Origin of the sequence: Stenotrophomonas sp. TWI1149, from assembly GCF_039673155.1 — a bacterium.
GTDB classification, from domain to species: Bacteria; Pseudomonadota; Gammaproteobacteria; order Xanthomonadales; family Xanthomonadaceae; genus Stenotrophomonas; species Stenotrophomonas maltophilia_AA.
In genome coordinates, this window is record NZ_JBDJLB010000017.1 from 1 (window position 1) to 14,864 (window position 14,864).

Sequence of the window (14,864 nt, forward strand, 5' to 3'; positions counted from 1 at the left end):
GGCCGGCAACCGTATGCAGCAGGCATCGCGAAAATGCCGGCCAGCGGCCGGCACTACCGGACGTAGGGGGTGCCCACCATGGCCTCGGCCAGGTGATCGAGGAACGAGCTGATCCGCGCCGAGACCGCCGTGTTGCGGTAGTACACGGCGTGGATCGGCTGGCGCACTTCCACGGTGATTTCCGGCAGCAGCTGCACCAGGTCGCCGGCCTCGCGGTCGCGGTGGGTCATGAAGTCGGACAGGCAGACGATGCCGACGCCTTCCAGCGCGAGCCGGCGCAGCGTTTCGCCGCTGGACACCGCCACCGCCGGGCGCACGTGCAGCAGCGCGTCGGTCGCGCCGGGCAGTGGCCAGTGGTTGAGCGAATCGGGCTCGTTGAAGCCGAGGAGGGTGTGCTCGCCGAGTGCCGCCACATCGCGCGGGGTGCCGTGCTGCTGCAGGTAGGCCGGGCTGACCATCACGCGCAGGCGGCTGTGGGCCAGCGGCCGCGCATGCAGGGTGGAATCGGCCAGCGGCCCGATCCGGATGGCGACATCGGTGCGCCGCTCCAGCAGGTCGATGTAGCGCTCGCTGCTGTTGAGCTCCAGGGCCACGTCGGGATAGCGCGCCCGATAGCTGGCCACCAGCGGGGCGATCACGTGCAGCACGAAGGGCATCGCCGCATCCACGCGCAGGCGGCCGGCCGGGCGTTGGCGCCGCGCGGCGATCTGCTCCTCGGCCGCTTCCACGGAGGCCACGATGGCGCGGGCCTGGGCCAGGAAGGCGTCGCCTTCTTCCGTCAGCTGCAGGCGCCGCGTGGTACGGGTCAACAGCGTGGTGCCGAGCTTTTCCTCCAGCCGGCCCAGCGCCCGGCTGACCCCGGAGGTGGTCTGACCCAGTTGCTCGGCGGCGGCGGTGATCGAGCCGCTGTCGATCACGGCGATGAAGGCCTGCATCTCATCCAGGGTCGTTTTCATGGCGGCGGCACGGTGGAGGTGCTCCATTATTGACCATGGGGCAACAGTGATTGGCGTGAAGGCCGCTTTTTCCGCAAGAGTACGGCGCGCAGACTGCGCAGCCTCATTCCCCACCGGTATCCGTCCATGTCCCGTGGTATCCCCTTGGCCTTGTTGGCGTTGACGCTGGGTGCGTACGCCATCGGCACCACTGAATTCGTCATCGTCGGCCTGATTCCGACCATCGCCGCCGACCTTGGCGTCACCCTGCCCTCGGCCGGGCTGCTGGTGTCGCTGTATGCATTGGGCGTGGCGGTCGGTGCGCCGGTGCTCACCGCGCTGACCGGCCGGGTGCCGCGCAAGACCCTGCTGGTCGCACTGATGCTGCTGTTCACCCTCGGCAATGTGATCGCCTGGATGGCCCCGGGCTACGGCTCGCTGATCGTGGCGCGCGTGCTGACCGGCCTGGCGCACGGTGTGTTCTTCTCGATCGGCTCGATCATCGCCACCTCGGTGGTGCCCAAGGAAAAGGCCGCCAGCGCGATCGCGATCATGTTCACCGGCCTCACCGTGGCGCTGGTCACCGGCGTGCCGCTGGGTACCTTCATCGGCCAGCACCTGGGTTGGCGCGCCACCTTCCTGGCCGTGGCCGCGCTCGGCGTGATCGCGCTGATCGGCAGCCTGCTGTTCGTCCCGCGCAACCTGCAGCGCAGCGCGCCGGCCACGTTCGGCCAGCAGCTCGCCGTGCTCGCCCAGCCACGCCTGCTGCTGGTGTATGCGATCACCGCGCTCGGCTACGGCGGCACCTTCCTGTCGTTCACTTACCTGGCCTCGATCCTGCAGGACGTCACCGGCTTCTCCGCCAATGCGGTCAGCGGCGTGCTGCTGGTGTATGGCGTGTCGGTGGCGATCGGCAATCTGTGGGGCGGCCGGCTGGCCGACCGTCGCGGCCCGATCCCGGCACTGAAGCTGATCTTCGCGTTGCTGGCCGCCGTGCTGTTCGTGCTCACCTTCACCGCCTACAACACCTGGCTGGTGCTGCTGACCGTGCTGGCGCTGGGTGCGGTGGCCTTCGGCAACGTCCCGGGGCTGCAGGTGTACGTGGTCAAGCAGGCACAGCGGTTCGCCCCGCAGGCCGCCGATGTGGCCTCGGGCCTGAACATCGCCGCGTTCAACGTCGGCATCGCGCTCGGTGCCTCGCTGGGTGGCCTGGTGGTCGATCACTTCGGCCTGATGCACACCCCGTGGCTGGGCGCGCTGGTGGTGATGGGTGCCTTCGGCCTGACCGCATGGAGTGGCCGCCTGGACCGTCGCGATGGTGTGGCCGACCGCGCCGAAGGCATCGCGGTGAGTCCGCATTGATCGATCCGGACCGACGGTTCGCCTTACCAGACAGCAGTCGCCCAACGATTCGTTTCACGCAACCGCAGCCGACCAACGGTCGGCTCTACGTCGCTTTACGGTGCACGGCGTAGCCTGCACCTCACCCCATGAAGGAGTTTCCATGAGCATTCCCGCATTCGGCCTCGGCACCTTCCGCCTGAAGGGCCAGACCGTGATCGACTCGGTGCGCAACGCACTGGACGTCGGCTACCGCGCCATCGATACCGCACAGATCTACGAGAACGAGGCCGAGGTCGGCCAGGCCATCGCCGAATCCGGCGTGGCCCGCGATGATCTGTTCCTCACCACCAAGATCTGGATCGCCAACTTCCAGCACGACGCGTTGCTGGCCAGCCTGCGCGAGAGCCTGCGCAAGCTGCGCACCGACCACGTCGAGCTGACCCTGATCCACTGGCCGTCGCCGAAGGATGCCGTGCCGATGGCCGAGTACCTGGGCGCGCTGGCCGAGGCCAAGTCGCTCGGGCTGACCCGGCAGATCGGCATCTCCAACTTCACCATCGCCCAGACCCGCCAGGCCATCGACATCCTCGGGGCAGACGCGATCGCGACCAACCAGATCGAAGTCCACCCGTACCTGCAGAACCGCGCGCTGATCGCGTTCCTGAAGGAACAGGGCATCCATGTCACCGCCTACATGAGCCTGGCCTACGGCGAAGTGCTCAAGGACCCGGTGATCCAGGCCATCGCCGACCGCCACCAGGCCACCCCGGCCCAGGTCGCGCTGGCCTGGGCGTTGCAGCAGGGCTACGCGGTGATTCCGTCCTCGACCAAGCGCGACAACCTGGCCGGCAACCTGCTGGCGGTCGAGCTGCGCTTGAGCGATGAAGACATGGCGCAGATCGCCACGCTGGATCGCGGGCATCGCCTGGCCAACCCGGAAGCGATCGCGCCGGCCTGGGATTGATCGGTAGCGCCCGACCGTTGGTCGGGCGTGGGTGGTGCGTGCCGACCAACGGTCGGCACCTACCGGAAGAGCCCGCGCCCGATCAACGGCGTGGACATCATCGGGTAGTGCCGGCCGCTGGCCGGCATCACCTGAAGTGCGTGGCCGGTATCACCGCAACCAGTCCCGCATTGCCGCGCTGACCTCGTCGGGCTTTTCCATCGGGGCCAGATGCCCACAGTCGGGCAGCACCACCAGGTTCGAGTGCGCCACCAGCGCATGCATCTCCTCGCTGATCGCCAGTGGGGTGACGCGGTCGTTCGCACCGCACACGATCAACAGCGGATCGCGGTATCCGGCCAGCACATCATGGCCATCCACGCGGTCCAGTGCGCTCTGGCGCAGGAACACCTCCGCGCCCAGCCGCGCGGTCATGTCGCGCACGCGCTGGACCAGCACGTAGTCATCCAGCCGCGAGGCATCGATATAGCTGCGCATCAGAGTGTCGCCGAAGCCGTGGAATTTCCCGGGCAGGCGCACGCTGGCCCGCTGGGTCTGGCGCTGCCTGGCACGCTCGGGCGAGTCGGCATGGATCGAGGTGTCGATCAGGGCCAGCCGCAGCACCCGCTCCGGTGCGGTGCGCAGGATCGCCTGCGCCACGAAGCCACCCAGCGAGAATCCCGCCAGCGCAAAGCGCGCCGGTGCCTGTGCCAGCACGTCCTCGACCACCGCCTGCATCGTCTCGCCGCGGGTCTGGTCGCCGACGATGCAGTCGGCGATATCGGACAGGTCGGCGATCTGCGCACGCCAGAGTTCAGCGTCGTTGAGCAGGCCAGGGAGCAGCAGCAGGGGGAAGCGATCGGTCATTCCCTATTGTCGCCCCGCCCACGTGCATGCGCCGTACCGCGATCGGCTCAGTGCGTTGCAGGATCGGGCGCCTGCGGCACTTGTACGTTCTGCACCGGCAGCGTCACCACCATCACCGTCGAATCGTCCGGGTCGAGCTTGGTCTTGAAGCCCAGGCTCTGGCACATCGCCAGCATGGTGCTGTTCTCGCGCAGCACCTGGCCTTCGATGATGTTCAGGCCGAGCCACTGGGCGTACTCGATCATGATCGCCATCAGCCGCCAGCCGATGCCATGGCCCTTGAGGTCGGAGCGGATCAGGATGCCGTACTCGCCGCGGTCGTAGTCCGCATCGGCGTGCAGGCGCACCGCGCCGAGCATGTCGCCGCTGCGCGGGTCGATGGCCACCAGCGCGATGGAACGCGCGTAGTCGAGCTGGGTCAGGCGCGCGATGAATTCGTGGCTGAAGTGCTTCACCGACTGGAAGAAGCGCAGGCGCAGGTCGTCATCGGTGACGCGCGCGAAGAACGCGCGGAACAGCGCGTCATCCTCGGGGCGGACCGGGCGCACGAAGGCCGGCGCGCCGTCGGACAGGGTGATGGTGCGCTCCCATTCCTTGGGATACGGGAACACCGCGAAGCGCGGATGGCCGCGGCCCTTGTGCAGCTTGCGCGACGGTGCGATCGCCACGCGCGCATCCAGCGCGATCACGCCATCACGGTCGGCCAGCAGCGGATTGATGTCGAGCGTGCGGATCTCGGGAATGTCGGCGGCCAACTGGGCGAGCTTGACCAGGATCAGGGCGACCGCGCGTTCGTCGGCGGCCGGGACATCGCGGTATGCCTTGAGGATGCGCGACACGCGCGTGCGCCCGATCAGTTCGTGCGACAGGCGCAGGTCCAGCGGTGGGAGGGCGATGGCCTTGTCGTCGATCACTTCGACGGCGGTACCACCACGGCCGAACACGATCACCGGGCCGAAGGTCGGGTCGTCGGCAATGCCGGCGATCAGCTCGCGCGCCTTCGGCCGCACGATGGTGGGTTGCACCAGCACGCCATCGATGCGCGCATCCGGTCGCTTCTCGTGCGCGCGCGCGATGATCGAGGTGGCTGCCGCATGCACGGACTGCAGGGTACTGAGGTTCAAGCGCACGCCGTCGACATCGGACTTGTGCGGGATGTCGGCCGAGAACACCTTGATCGCCACCGTGGCGCCCTGCTCCAGCAACGGCTGGGCCAGGTCCATCGCCTCGTGGGCATCACGGGCCTGCATCACCGGTGCCGATGGAATGCCGTAGGCGGTGAGCAGCTGGTGGGTGGCGATCGGGTCCAGCCACTGCTGGCCGGCGGCGAGCGCGGCGTCCACCAGCGCGCGGGCGCCGGCGGTATCGACCACGAAATCCTCCGGCAGGCTGGGCGGAGTTTCCATCAACGCGGCCTGCGCATCCCGGTAGCGCACCAGATGCTGGAAGCCGCGGACGGCCTCGGCTTCGGTGGGATAGGTCGGCACGCGCGCGGCGTTGAGCGTGGCGGTGGCACGGTCGTCGTTGCCCAGCCAGACCGCGAATACCGGCTTGTCGCGGTGATGGCGGGGACGCAGGCCAAGCGTGCGGGTCAGGGCCTGCGCGGCATCGGCCGAGGAGGTGAACGCGGTGGGCACGTTGACCACCAGCACGGCGTCGTTCTCGGTATCGGACATCAGCGCTTCGATCGCGGCGGCGTAGCGGTCGCCATCGGCATCGACCACGATGTCGACCGGATTGCTGCGCGACCAGCCTTGCGGCAGCACCGCATCGAGCTGGGCGACGGTGGCCGGCGACAGCTCGGCCAGGCTGCCGCGCAGGGCCAGCAGCTGATCCACCGCCAGCCGCCCCACCCCGCCGCCATTGCTCAGGATCGCCAGCCGGCGACCGGGGAACGTGCCGAGCCGGCCCAGCGTTTCGGCGGCGGTGAACAGTTCGTCCAGCGCGCTCACGCGCAGCAGGCCCGCGCGGTTGAACGCCGCGCCGTAGACCGCATCGGCGCTGGCCAGCGCCTGCACGTGGGTATCGGCATCGGGGTTGATGCGGATGTGGCGGCCGGATTTGACCACCACCACCGGCTTGGCGCGCGCGGCGGCACGCGCGGCCGACATGAACTTGCGCGCGTCGCGGATCTGTTCGACGTAGAGCAGGATCGCGCGGGTGCGGTAATCGGTGGCGAAGTAATCGAGCAGGTCGCCGAAATCGACATCCAGCGTGTCGCCCAGCGAGACCACGGCGGAGAAACCGACCGAGCGTGCCACGCCCCACTCCACCAGGGCCGCGGCAATCGCGCTGGACTCGGAGATCAGGGCCAGGTCACCGGCCTGCGGGAAATGCGCGGCGATGCTGGCGTTCAAGCGCGCGTGCGGGGCAATCACGCCCAGGCAGTGCGGGCCGAGGATGCGCAGGCCCTTTGGCCGGGCGGCCGCCTCCACCTGCGCGGCCAGCGAGCCCGGGCCTTCGCCCAGGTTGGCGGTGAGGATGATCGCCGCACTGACGCCGCGCTCGGCGGCGGTGGCCACCACCTGCGGCACGATGCTGGCCGGGGCGGTGATCACCACCAGTTCCGGGACCCAGTCCAGGTCCTTGAGCCGCTTCACGGTGCGGATGCCGTCGATTTCGCTGTACCGCGGATTGATCCAGGCGACCTTCCCGGGGAACCCGGTGTCGCGCAGATTGCGCATCACCGCACGGCCGGCGGAGCGTTCACGCGGGCTGCCGCCGATCACGGCGACCGACTGCGGGCGGAAGACGGCTTGCAGGTGGTAGGTGCTCATGCGACCAGACAGTAACAGGGACGGAGGTGGTTAATAACCACCTCCGTCCCTGTTATTAACTACCTCCGTCCCCGTTAAAGGAGGGTGCCGCGCAGGATCATCGCGGCGATGCTGAAGTAGATGACCAGGCCGGTGACGTCGACCAGCGTGGCCACGAACGGGGCCGAGGCGCTGGCCGGGTCGAAGCCGAGGCGCTTGAGGATGAAGGGCAGCATCGAGCCGGACAGCGAGCCGAAGGTGACGATCCCGACCAGGGCCGCGCCGATCGTCAGCGCCAGCAGCTGCCAGTGCTCGCCGTAGTCGTGCAGGCCCAGCAGCTGCCAGGACACGATGCGGATGATCGCCAGCACCCCCAGGATCGCGCCCAGGGTGATGCCGGTCGGCACCTCGCGCAGCGCCACCTTCCACCAGTCGCGCAGGCGCAGCTCGCGCAGGGCCAGGCTGCGGATCAGCAGCGAGGTGGCCTGCGAGCCGGAGTTGCCGCCCGAGCTCATGATCAACGGGATGAACAGCGTCAGCACCACCGCGCGCGCCAGTTCATCTTCGTAGTGCTGCATCGCGCTGGCGGTCAGCATTTCGCCGAGGAACAGCACGCTCAGCCAACCCGCCCGCTTGCGCAGCATCTCGAAGAAGCCGATCTGCATGTACGGCTTTTCCAGCGCTTCCATGCCGCCGAACTTGTGCACGTCCTCGGTGGATTCTTCGATCAGTGCATCCAGGATGTCATCCACGGTGACGATGCCGAGCACGTGGTGCTGCGCATCGACCACCGGGATCGCGAGCAGGTCGTGGCGGCGGATCAGCTGCGCGACCTCTTCCTGGTCCATCTGCACCTCCACCGTCACCGGCGGGTTGACCTGGGCGACGTCGAGGATGGGTTCCTCCGGCAGCCCGGTGATCAGCCGGCGCATGGTCACCACCTGCACCAGCGCGCGGGTATGCGGGTCCAGCACGTAGATCGCGTAGACGGTCTCGCGGGTGCGCTCGACCTCGCGGATGTGCTGCAGGGTGCGCCCGACCGTCCAGTCCGAAGGCACGCTGACGAACTCGGTGGTCATCAGCGCACCGGCGGTGTGCGCCGGGTAGCTCAGCAGCTGCTGGATCGCCTTGCGCGCTTCCGGGCTGAGCAGTGGGATCAGGCGCGCACGCTCGTCCTCGTCCAGCTCGTGGACGATATCGGTGGCGCGATCGTCAGCCATCAGGCCGAGCAGGGCGGCCGCGCGGGCAACGGGCATCGCCGCCACCAGGTCGCCCCCGCGGTTGAGCTCGGGCTGTTCGAGCATCTTCACCGCACGCGGCAACGGCAACGCGGCCAGCGTGTCGGCGGCGCGCGACAGGCTCAGCGTGTTGAGGAATTCCACCGCATCGGCGGTGTTGAAATTATCGAGGGGTGCGCTCAACGAGGCGGCATCGGCCACCGGGCGCAGCAGGTCTTTCTGGTTCATCGTATTCGCCTGTGGGTATCGCATTGCGCGACGCCAACGCTGGCGAACCGACCCGTGTCAGGCGGTAGCCATCGCTGGCGTCGAGCAAGGTCGACTTCTACTGTCGCTGGACATGGGTTGGAGACTCCGGAGGGGTGTACTGCCGACGGCGGACGCGCCAGCAGCGGCGGGCAGTCTGGACCCGGGTGTGACGCAGGTCAACCCTTGGGCCGCGGCCCGTTCGGGTGACAGTGGCCTTCGGCGTCCATGCCGGCCGCATAATGGTGCGTGGCCCCGGCCACGGGCCCCGGCTGCCGGGGAGGTTTTCCACCCGCACGGCACACGATCCCATGAGCAGGTTCTCCCATGCATAGCGGCGCGCTCGAGCTGGCCCTGGTGCTGCTGCTGGCCGCGGTGATCGCGGTACCGGTGTTCAAGAAGCTCGGCCTCGGCGCGGTGCTCGGCTACCTGGCCGCCGGCGTGGTGCTCGGCCCGGATGGCCTGGGCTTCGTGCAGGACGCCGACCGCATCCTCAGTGCCGCCGAGATCGGCGTGGTGATGCTGCTGTTCGTGATCGGCCTGGAACTGTCCCCCGCCCGCCTGAAGGTGATGCGCCGCTCGGTGTTCGGGGCCGGCGCGCTGCAGGTGGCGCTGAGCGCGCTGGTGCTGGGCAGCCTGCTGATGCTGGATCACTTCCAGTGGAAGAGCGCGTTGATCGTCGGCATCGCGCTGGCGCTGTCCTCCACGGCGGTCGGGCTGCAGCTGTTGTCCGAACACAAGGCGATCAACAGCGATTACGGGCGGCTCGGATTTGCGATCCTGCTGTTCCAGGACCTGATCGCGATCCCGTTGCTGGCGGCGATCCCGCTGCTCGGCGGTGCGCGCAACGACACCCTGCAGTGGAATGACGTGGCGATCGCCCTCGGCGCGCTGGCGGTGGTGATCCTGTGCGGCCGGCCGGTGCTGCGCCGGCTGTTCAACATCATCGCGCGCACGCGCAGCCCGGAAGTGTTCACCGCGACCGCGCTGCTGGTCGTGCTCGGCACGGCGTGGTTCATGCAGGAGGCCGGCCTGAGCCCCAGCCTGGGCGCCTTCCTGGCCGGTGTGCTGTTGTCCGATTCGGAATTCCGCCACGAGCTGGAATCGCAGATCGAGCCGTTCAAGGGCCTGCTGCTCGGCCTGTTCTTCATCGCCGTGGGCATGGGCATCGATCTGGACCGCATCGTCGCCGAGCCGATGATGATCACGGCGGGCGTGGCGATCCTGCTGGTGGTGAAGTTCGGCCTGCTGTTCGGCATCGGCAAGCTGGCCAAACTGCGGACCCGCCACGCGGTGCTGCTGGGCAGCGTGCTGTGGCTCGGCGGCGAGTTCGCGTTCGTGGTGTTCAACGAGGCGCAGCGCGCGCATCTGCTCGGCAATGCCAACCATGACCGGCTGGTGGCGATCGTCGGCCTGTCGATGGCGATCACCCCGCTGCTGATGATCGGCCTGATCCGCCTGCTGGGTCGCGATGAGGGCCCCAAGGCCCCCGCCCAGCCTGCCGACACCGTCGATATCAACGATGTGCAGCCCCAGGTGATGATCGCCGGCATGGGCCGCTTCGGCCAGGTGGTGGCGCGCCTGCTGACCGCGCAGAAGATTCCGTTCGTGGCGCTGGAGTCGAATCCGGACACGGTCTCGGACCTGCGCCGCTTCGGCAACAAGCTGTATTACGGCGACCCGACCCGGCCGGAAATGCTGCGTGCCGCCGGCGGCGAGCACATCCGCGTGTATGTGGTCACGCTGGATGATCCGGACGCCAACATGCGGGCCACGCGGCTGATCCGGCGCATGTACCCGGATGCGGTGGTGCTGGTGCGCGCGCGCAACCGACAGCATGCGTGGCGCCTGATGGACATGTCCGCCGAGCCGTTCCGCGAAGTGTTCGGTACCAGCCTGGAACTGAGCGAACGGATGCTGATCGCGCTCGGCATGTCGGTGGAGACCGCGCGCAACCATGTGCAGCGTTTCCGCGAGCACGACGAGAAGCTGCTGCGCGACCAGTACCTGGTCTACGACGACGAAGCGGCGGTGATCCAGACCTCGCGCGATGCGCGTGCGGACCTGATGCATCTGTTCGAGGCAGATGCGGAGAGTGATGGGAAGGGTGCGGACGGCACCCCACCGCGTTGATGAACCTGCGGGTGCACCTGCCCGTGCATCATTGAGCGCTGCCGGCCAGCGGCCGGCACTACCAGGCGGGGCTCAGCCGTTATCGCGCAGGAACCGGGCCATCGATGACACCCCCGGCACCAGCGGTTCGAATTCGCCGGCGACGTCGATGAAACCACGCATCACCGCGATCTCGCGCGGGCTGCGGTTGAGTGCGTCGCGCACGTCCGGGTCGGCGCCGGCACGCAGCAGGCGCTGCACCAGCAGCGGCAGGCCGTGCAGGGCCGCCAGATGCAGCGGGCCGAAGCCACGCGGATCCCGCACGTCCAGCGAGACCTCTTCGTCCAGCAGGCGCTCCACCGCGGCGAGCACGATCTGCTCGTCGCAGGCGGTACCCGGTTCGGCGCGGGCGCCGAGCAGCAGCAGCAACGGCGTGACCGAGCCGGCGGCGGCCTGGTCCGGTTCGGCGCCGGCCAGCAGCAGCGTGTCGAGCAGCGCGAGCAGACGCGAGCGGTCGCGCGCACTGAAACCGTATAGCGCGGCGCAGTGCAGCGGGCCGAGCTGCTGGGCGTCGCCCGCATGGACGTTGGCACCGGCGGTGAGCAGGCGCGAGACGATGTCCGGCAGGCCCAGCGCCGAGGCCAGCATCAGCACGGTGACACCGCCCGGCAGGCGGTATTCGAGTTCGGCACCGGCATCGAGCAGGGCCGAAACGATCTCGATCTGACGCATGCTCACCGCGGCCGACAGCGGCGTGGCGCCACTGGCCGCGGCATGCTGCGGATTCGCGCCGCGGGCGAGCAGCAGGTCGACCACGGCCAGGTGACCGCCACCGGCGGCACGCAGCAGCGCGGTGCAGCCCTGGGCGTCGACCACATCGACGCCGAAGCCGAGATCGATCAGGCGGCGCACGGCATCGGCATCGCCGGCCATCGCCGCAGCCGGCAGGTCGCCGTCGCGCAGCGCGCGGCGCGGCAAGGGCCATACCCGCCAGTCCAGCCAGTCGGCGAGGTCGCGGCGACCGATCGACAGCGCCACGCCCAGCGGCGTCTGGCCGTCGGCCGCACGCGCTTCGGGTGAGGCGCCCTGCTGGACCAGCAGCTTGATCGAGCCTTCGCGTGCGAGCGCGGTGGCCAGATGCAGCGCGGTCATGCCATGGCTGTCGCGCGCTTCGCGGTCCACGCCCTGGGTGAGCAGCGCCTGCTGCAGGCGCAGCCAGCCCAGGCGCACCGCCAATGACAGCGGCGGGTCGCCGGCCGGCGACGGCGCGAACGGATCCGCGCCGCGTTCCAGCAGTTCCAGGGCGAGCTGTTCCAGCCCGCGCGAGGCGTGGTCGTGCTGGGCGCAGGCGCTCAACAGCCGTGCCAGGCCACCGCGACCGGCCGGGGACAGGCCACGGCGCAGCAGCACCTGCAGCGCAGGCACCGCGTCGATGCCCCGCGCCAGCAGCGCGAACATCGGGGTATCACCGCAGGCATCGAGCACTTCGGGCGCCGCGCCGTGCGCGAGCAACCAGTCCAGCGCCTGTGGATCCAGCGCCAGTTCGGCATCGTGCAGCAGCGCACCGAGTTCCTCCGGCGCGCACAGGCGGGCCAGCGCGGCCATGCCCTCCACGTTGCCGAAGCTCAGCGCTTCGCGCAGCAGTTCCAGCGGCGGGCGGTCCGGCAACGAGGGCGCGGCCGCATCGCTGTCACCAGACATCACCAGGCCATCGCTGACCGCGGACGGCAGCGGGTAGGCGGGATCCAGCAGCGAAACGATCGCCCAGCGCCCGGCGCCGGCGGCGATGTCCACCGCACGGCGGCCCTGTGGATCGGCCACGTCGACGGCGATGCCCAGGTCGCGCAGGCGGCGCACCAGCAGCGGCGACACGTTGTCCGCCATGCAGGCCAGCAGTACCGCATTGCGTCCTTCGCCATCGACCGCATTGAGGTCGGGCTGGTGTGGCAGCAGGTGTTCCACCACGCCGGCACGGCCCCCGCGCGCGGCTTCCAGCCACGGCGTGCGCGCCAGTGCATCGCGCGCTTCCAGATTGGCGCCGGCGGCCAGCAGCACATCGATGATGTCGACATGGCCGGCCAGCGCGGCTTCGTGCAGCGCACTGCGGCGCTGGCGGTCGCGCGCGTCGGCGCGGGCCTTGTGCTTGAGCAGCAGCTGCACACCGGCCGGATCGTCTTCTTCGGTACCGGCGGCGGCAAGCAGCACGGGCGTACCTTCGGCCGGCTCGGTCTTCGCGCCGCGTTCGAGCAGGAACTTGGCCAGGCGCCAGTTGCCGACCTGGCAGGCGACCGCCAGCGGTGACCAGCCATCGTCGTTGAGCGCATCCACTTCGGCGGCGGCATCGCGCAGCAACGCGGCGACGCCGGGATCGGAACTGCGCGCGGCATGGTGCAGGGGAGTGTTGCCTTCGCTGTCCACCGCACGCGGGTCGGCGCCGTTGGCGAGCAGGGTCATCACCGCCTCGGGGCGACCGTGCCAGCTGTCGCGGGTGGCGGCCAGCAGCGGGGTCATGCCGCGATGCGGCGCGTTGACGCCCACGCCGCGGGCGATCAGTTCACGCAGCAGGCGCAGGTCCGGCAGCACCGCGGCGAGCACGGCCAGGCTGCGCTGGTCGCGCCAGGCCGGATCAGGCAGGCCGTGCGGGTCCGCGCCGGCCTGCAGCAGCTGCAGGGCGCGGTCGACCCGACCGCTGCGCGCGGCGTCGTACAGCGCCGGCTGTTGTTCGTGCAGGCCGATCGATTCCAGCGGCGTGGGCTCGGCGTGGTGCCCGGCGAACGGATCCTCGCGGTCGCCACTCATCTGGACCGGCAATGTCGCCGTCAACGCGTCGGCCGGGGCGATCGCCTGCAGCAGCACGTGCGCCAACGGCGACAGCAGCACGACCGCAGCGGCGATCGGCCAGTGCAGTGCGTCCGACACCAGCCCCGGCCACGCCGGCAGCACCACCAGCGCGCAGACCAGCACCACCAGCGCGGCGACGGCCAGGCCGCGCCAGGCGGTCAGGTCGCGCCCGGCCAGGGTCTGCCAGTGGCGCGCCAGGCTGCCTTCGCTGCGCTCCACGTCATTCCACAACGGCCAGGTCCGCCAGACCCCGAGCAGCGCGGCGCTGACCGCCACGCTCAGGCCCAGCACGGCCGCCAGGCTGCCGCTGTCGTGCAGTGCGCTCAGTGGCCAGGCCACCAGCAACGTCAGCAGCAGCGGGCCGAGGGACCACAGCGCCAGCAGCGCGGGAGCATCCTGGCGCGCCACCTGTGGCAGCGCTTGCAGCGGCCGGGTGCGGCGCCACCACGACACCGCCAGCGCGAACGCCGGCTGGGCCAGCGCGGCGCATACGGCGCCGGGCACGCCACCGACGGCCGCAGCCAGGGCCAGCAGCACGCCGAGCGTGGCGGCGGAGGCAACGGCGCGGGGGCGTTGGGCGTCAGTCATTGCGTCGCGGGATCCGGACCGGCGCCAGGGGCGGCGGCGGCAGCTGCAGGTGGAATCCCCGCTCGGTCAGGTTCTGGCGCACTTGTGCGACATCGGCCTGGGCGAGGCGACGGTCGGGAGTCAGGGCCACTTCGAGAACGAACTGGAACGGCGCCAGCGATGCCTTCACCGCGTCCGGGATGACCGAAAAGTCATCACGAACGGCGAGATAGACGAAGCTGTCCTGCTTGCGTTGGCTTTTATAGACGTAGGCTTGCATGCCGCAGGGCTTTGCCCAGGGTAGTGAATGGCAATGATTGTGGAGGAAAGCCGGCACAGGTGAAAGCTGCGTGCACGGTCTGCTGTCGGTTTTCCGTCGCGGGCCAGCATGGGGTTCATCAATGTCGCGATGTCGTTCAGCTGGGCGCCGCTGCAGTCTGCCCACGCCGCCGTGATGAATGCGTCGCTTTCCGCCGACCACCGCCCCGGGGGACGGTGGTCGTGCGTGCTTATTTCACCTTGGCGTAGGTGCCCTTCAGCGCCACGCCGGCCAGGATCGCGCCCGCATAGCATTCGTAGTTGGTGGTGCTCTTGAACTCGTTCTTCTTGTAGTAGCTGACGATGTCGACCACGGCATTGGCACCGCGCGACTTTGCGCCATCCTGCAGCGCGCGCAGCGCCGACAGGGCCACCCAGCGGCAGGCCTCGGCATCGCTCTTGTTGGCGGCGTTGGTCTTCTTGTTGGTCACGTCCTCGCCTAGGCGTTCCACCACGCTGACCTTTTCACCGGCCAGATAGAACTTCACGCTGCCGTCGATGCCGACATTGCGGGCTTCAGCGGAATTGACCAGCTCATGCAGCGACTGCTCGACACGGGTGTCGCGGGCCTGGGCGGTGCTGGCAACGGCGAGCAGGGCGGTGGCGGCGATCAGGGCAAAACGACGCATTCAACTTTCTCCTTGTTGGGGGGATGCGAGGGGTCTACGGAACGGCCGGCCCGCGACGCGGGCCGGAA

General features: G+C 69.3%; 10 protein-coding genes. 3 read left to right on the forward strand and 7 right to left on the reverse strand.

Features of this window, described 5'->3' with window-relative positions; translation table 11 throughout:
* Positions 1-53: 53 nt before the first annotated feature.
* Positions 54-956 (reverse strand): LysR family transcriptional regulator, encoded by a 903-nt coding sequence (locus tag ABE424_RS17390; RefSeq protein ID WP_346492820.1) that lies wholly within the window; start codon positions 954-956, stop codon positions 54-56.
* 126 nt (positions 957-1,082) lie between these two features.
* Between ABE424_RS17390 and ABE424_RS17395 the strand changes: the two genes are divergently transcribed.
* Positions 1,083-2,297: an MFS transporter gene (locus tag ABE424_RS17395; protein WP_346492819.1), complete on the forward strand. Its 1,215-nt coding sequence runs from the start codon at positions 1,083-1,085 to the stop codon at positions 2,295-2,297.
* Between the two features lie 142 nt (positions 2,298-2,439).
* The gene (gene dkgB, locus ABE424_RS17400) at positions 2,440-3,243 is read left to right on the forward strand and encodes a 2,5-didehydrogluconate reductase DkgB (protein WP_346492818.1); all 804 of its coding nucleotides are present in this window, start codon (positions 2,440-2,442) and stop codon (positions 3,241-3,243) included.
* 150 nt (positions 3,244-3,393) lie between these two features.
* Here the strand turns inward: dkgB and ABE424_RS17405 are convergent, their stop codons facing one another.
* The 3 genes from ABE424_RS17405 to mgtE form a co-directional block, all read right to left on the reverse strand.
* Positions 3,394-4,089 carry an alpha/beta hydrolase gene (locus tag ABE424_RS17405; RefSeq protein WP_346492817.1) on the reverse strand — a complete coding sequence of 232 codons (696 nt, stop codon included), beginning with the start codon at positions 4,087-4,089 and terminating at the stop codon, positions 3,394-3,396.
* A 47-nt stretch (positions 4,090-4,136) separates the two neighbouring features.
* The gene (locus ABE424_RS17410) at positions 4,137-6,866 is read right to left on the reverse strand and encodes a bifunctional acetate--CoA ligase family protein/GNAT family N-acetyltransferase (RefSeq protein ID WP_346492816.1); all 2,730 of its coding nucleotides are present in this window, start codon (positions 6,864-6,866) and stop codon (positions 4,137-4,139) included.
* A gap of 74 nt (positions 6,867-6,940) precedes the next feature.
* Complete coding sequence (gene mgtE / locus ABE424_RS17415) at positions 6,941-8,311, reverse strand: magnesium transporter (protein WP_176987840.1); 1,371 nt, start codon at positions 8,309-8,311, stop codon at positions 6,941-6,943.
* A gap of 345 nt (positions 8,312-8,656) precedes the next feature.
* Here mgtE and ABE424_RS17420 point away from each other — a divergent pair, with 345 nt between their 5' ends.
* Positions 8,657-10,462, forward strand: a complete 1,806-nt coding sequence (locus ABE424_RS17420) for a monovalent cation:proton antiporter-2 (CPA2) family protein (RefSeq protein ID WP_346492815.1) — start codon at positions 8,657-8,659, stop codon at positions 10,460-10,462.
* A 72-nt stretch (positions 10,463-10,534) separates the two neighbouring features.
* Here ABE424_RS17420 and ABE424_RS17425 read toward each other — a convergent pair whose 3' ends face one another.
* The 3 genes from ABE424_RS17425 to ABE424_RS17435 all read right to left on the reverse strand — a co-directional run bounded on the left by ABE424_RS17425 (position 10,535) and on the right by ABE424_RS17435 (position 14,796).
* Positions 10,535-13,870, reverse strand: coding sequence for an ankyrin repeat domain-containing protein (locus ABE424_RS17425; protein WP_346492814.1), 3,336 nt, complete (start codon positions 13,868-13,870; stop codon positions 10,535-10,537).
* Entirely contained in the window at positions 13,863-14,129 is a 267-nt protein-coding gene (locus ABE424_RS17430; protein ID WP_346472261.1) for a YcgL domain-containing protein, read from the reverse strand. The genes ABE424_RS17425 and ABE424_RS17430 overlap by 8 nt, the downstream gene beginning before the upstream one ends.
* 229 nt (positions 14,130-14,358) lie before the next feature.
* The gene (locus ABE424_RS17435; protein ID WP_319207511.1) at positions 14,359-14,796 is read right to left on the reverse strand and encodes an excinuclease ATPase subunit; all 438 of its coding nucleotides are present in this window, start codon (positions 14,794-14,796) and stop codon (positions 14,359-14,361) included.
* Positions 14,797-14,864 lie beyond the last annotated feature (68 nt).

Bases quoted from the DNA above. Each gene is read 5' to 3' on its own strand.
- mgtE (WP_176987840.1), bottom strand. From the start codon at position 8,311: ATGAACCAGAAAGACCTGCTGCGCCCGGTGGCCGATGCCGCCTCGTTG.
- dkgB (WP_346492818.1), top strand. From the start codon at position 2,440: ATGAGCATTCCCGCATTCGGCCTCGGCACCTTCCGCCTGAAGGGCCAG.
- ABE424_RS17410 (WP_346492816.1), bottom strand. From the start codon at position 6,866: ATGAGCACCTACCACCTGCAAGCCGTCTTCCGCCCGCAGTCGGTCGCC.
- ABE424_RS17435 (WP_319207511.1), bottom strand. From the start codon at position 14,796: ATGCGTCGTTTTGCCCTGATCGCCGCCACCGCCCTGCTCGCCGTTGCC.
- ABE424_RS17425 (WP_346492814.1), bottom strand. From the start codon at position 13,870: ATGACTGACGCCCAACGCCCCCGCGCCGTTGCCTCCGCCGCCACGCTC.
- ABE424_RS17390 (WP_346492820.1), bottom strand. From the start codon at position 956: ATGAAAACGACCCTGGATGAGATGCAGGCCTTCATCGCCGTGATCGAC.
- ABE424_RS17405 (WP_346492817.1), bottom strand. From the start codon at position 4,089: ATGACCGATCGCTTCCCCCTGCTGCTGCTCCCTGGCCTGCTCAACGAC.
- ABE424_RS17430 (WP_346472261.1), bottom strand. From the start codon at position 14,129: ATGCAAGCCTACGTCTATAAAAGCCAACGCAAGCAGGACAGCTTCGTC.
- ABE424_RS17420 (WP_346492815.1), top strand. From the start codon at position 8,657: ATGCATAGCGGCGCGCTCGAGCTGGCCCTGGTGCTGCTGCTGGCCGCG.
- ABE424_RS17395 (WP_346492819.1), top strand. From the start codon at position 1,083: ATGTCCCGTGGTATCCCCTTGGCCTTGTTGGCGTTGACGCTGGGTGCG.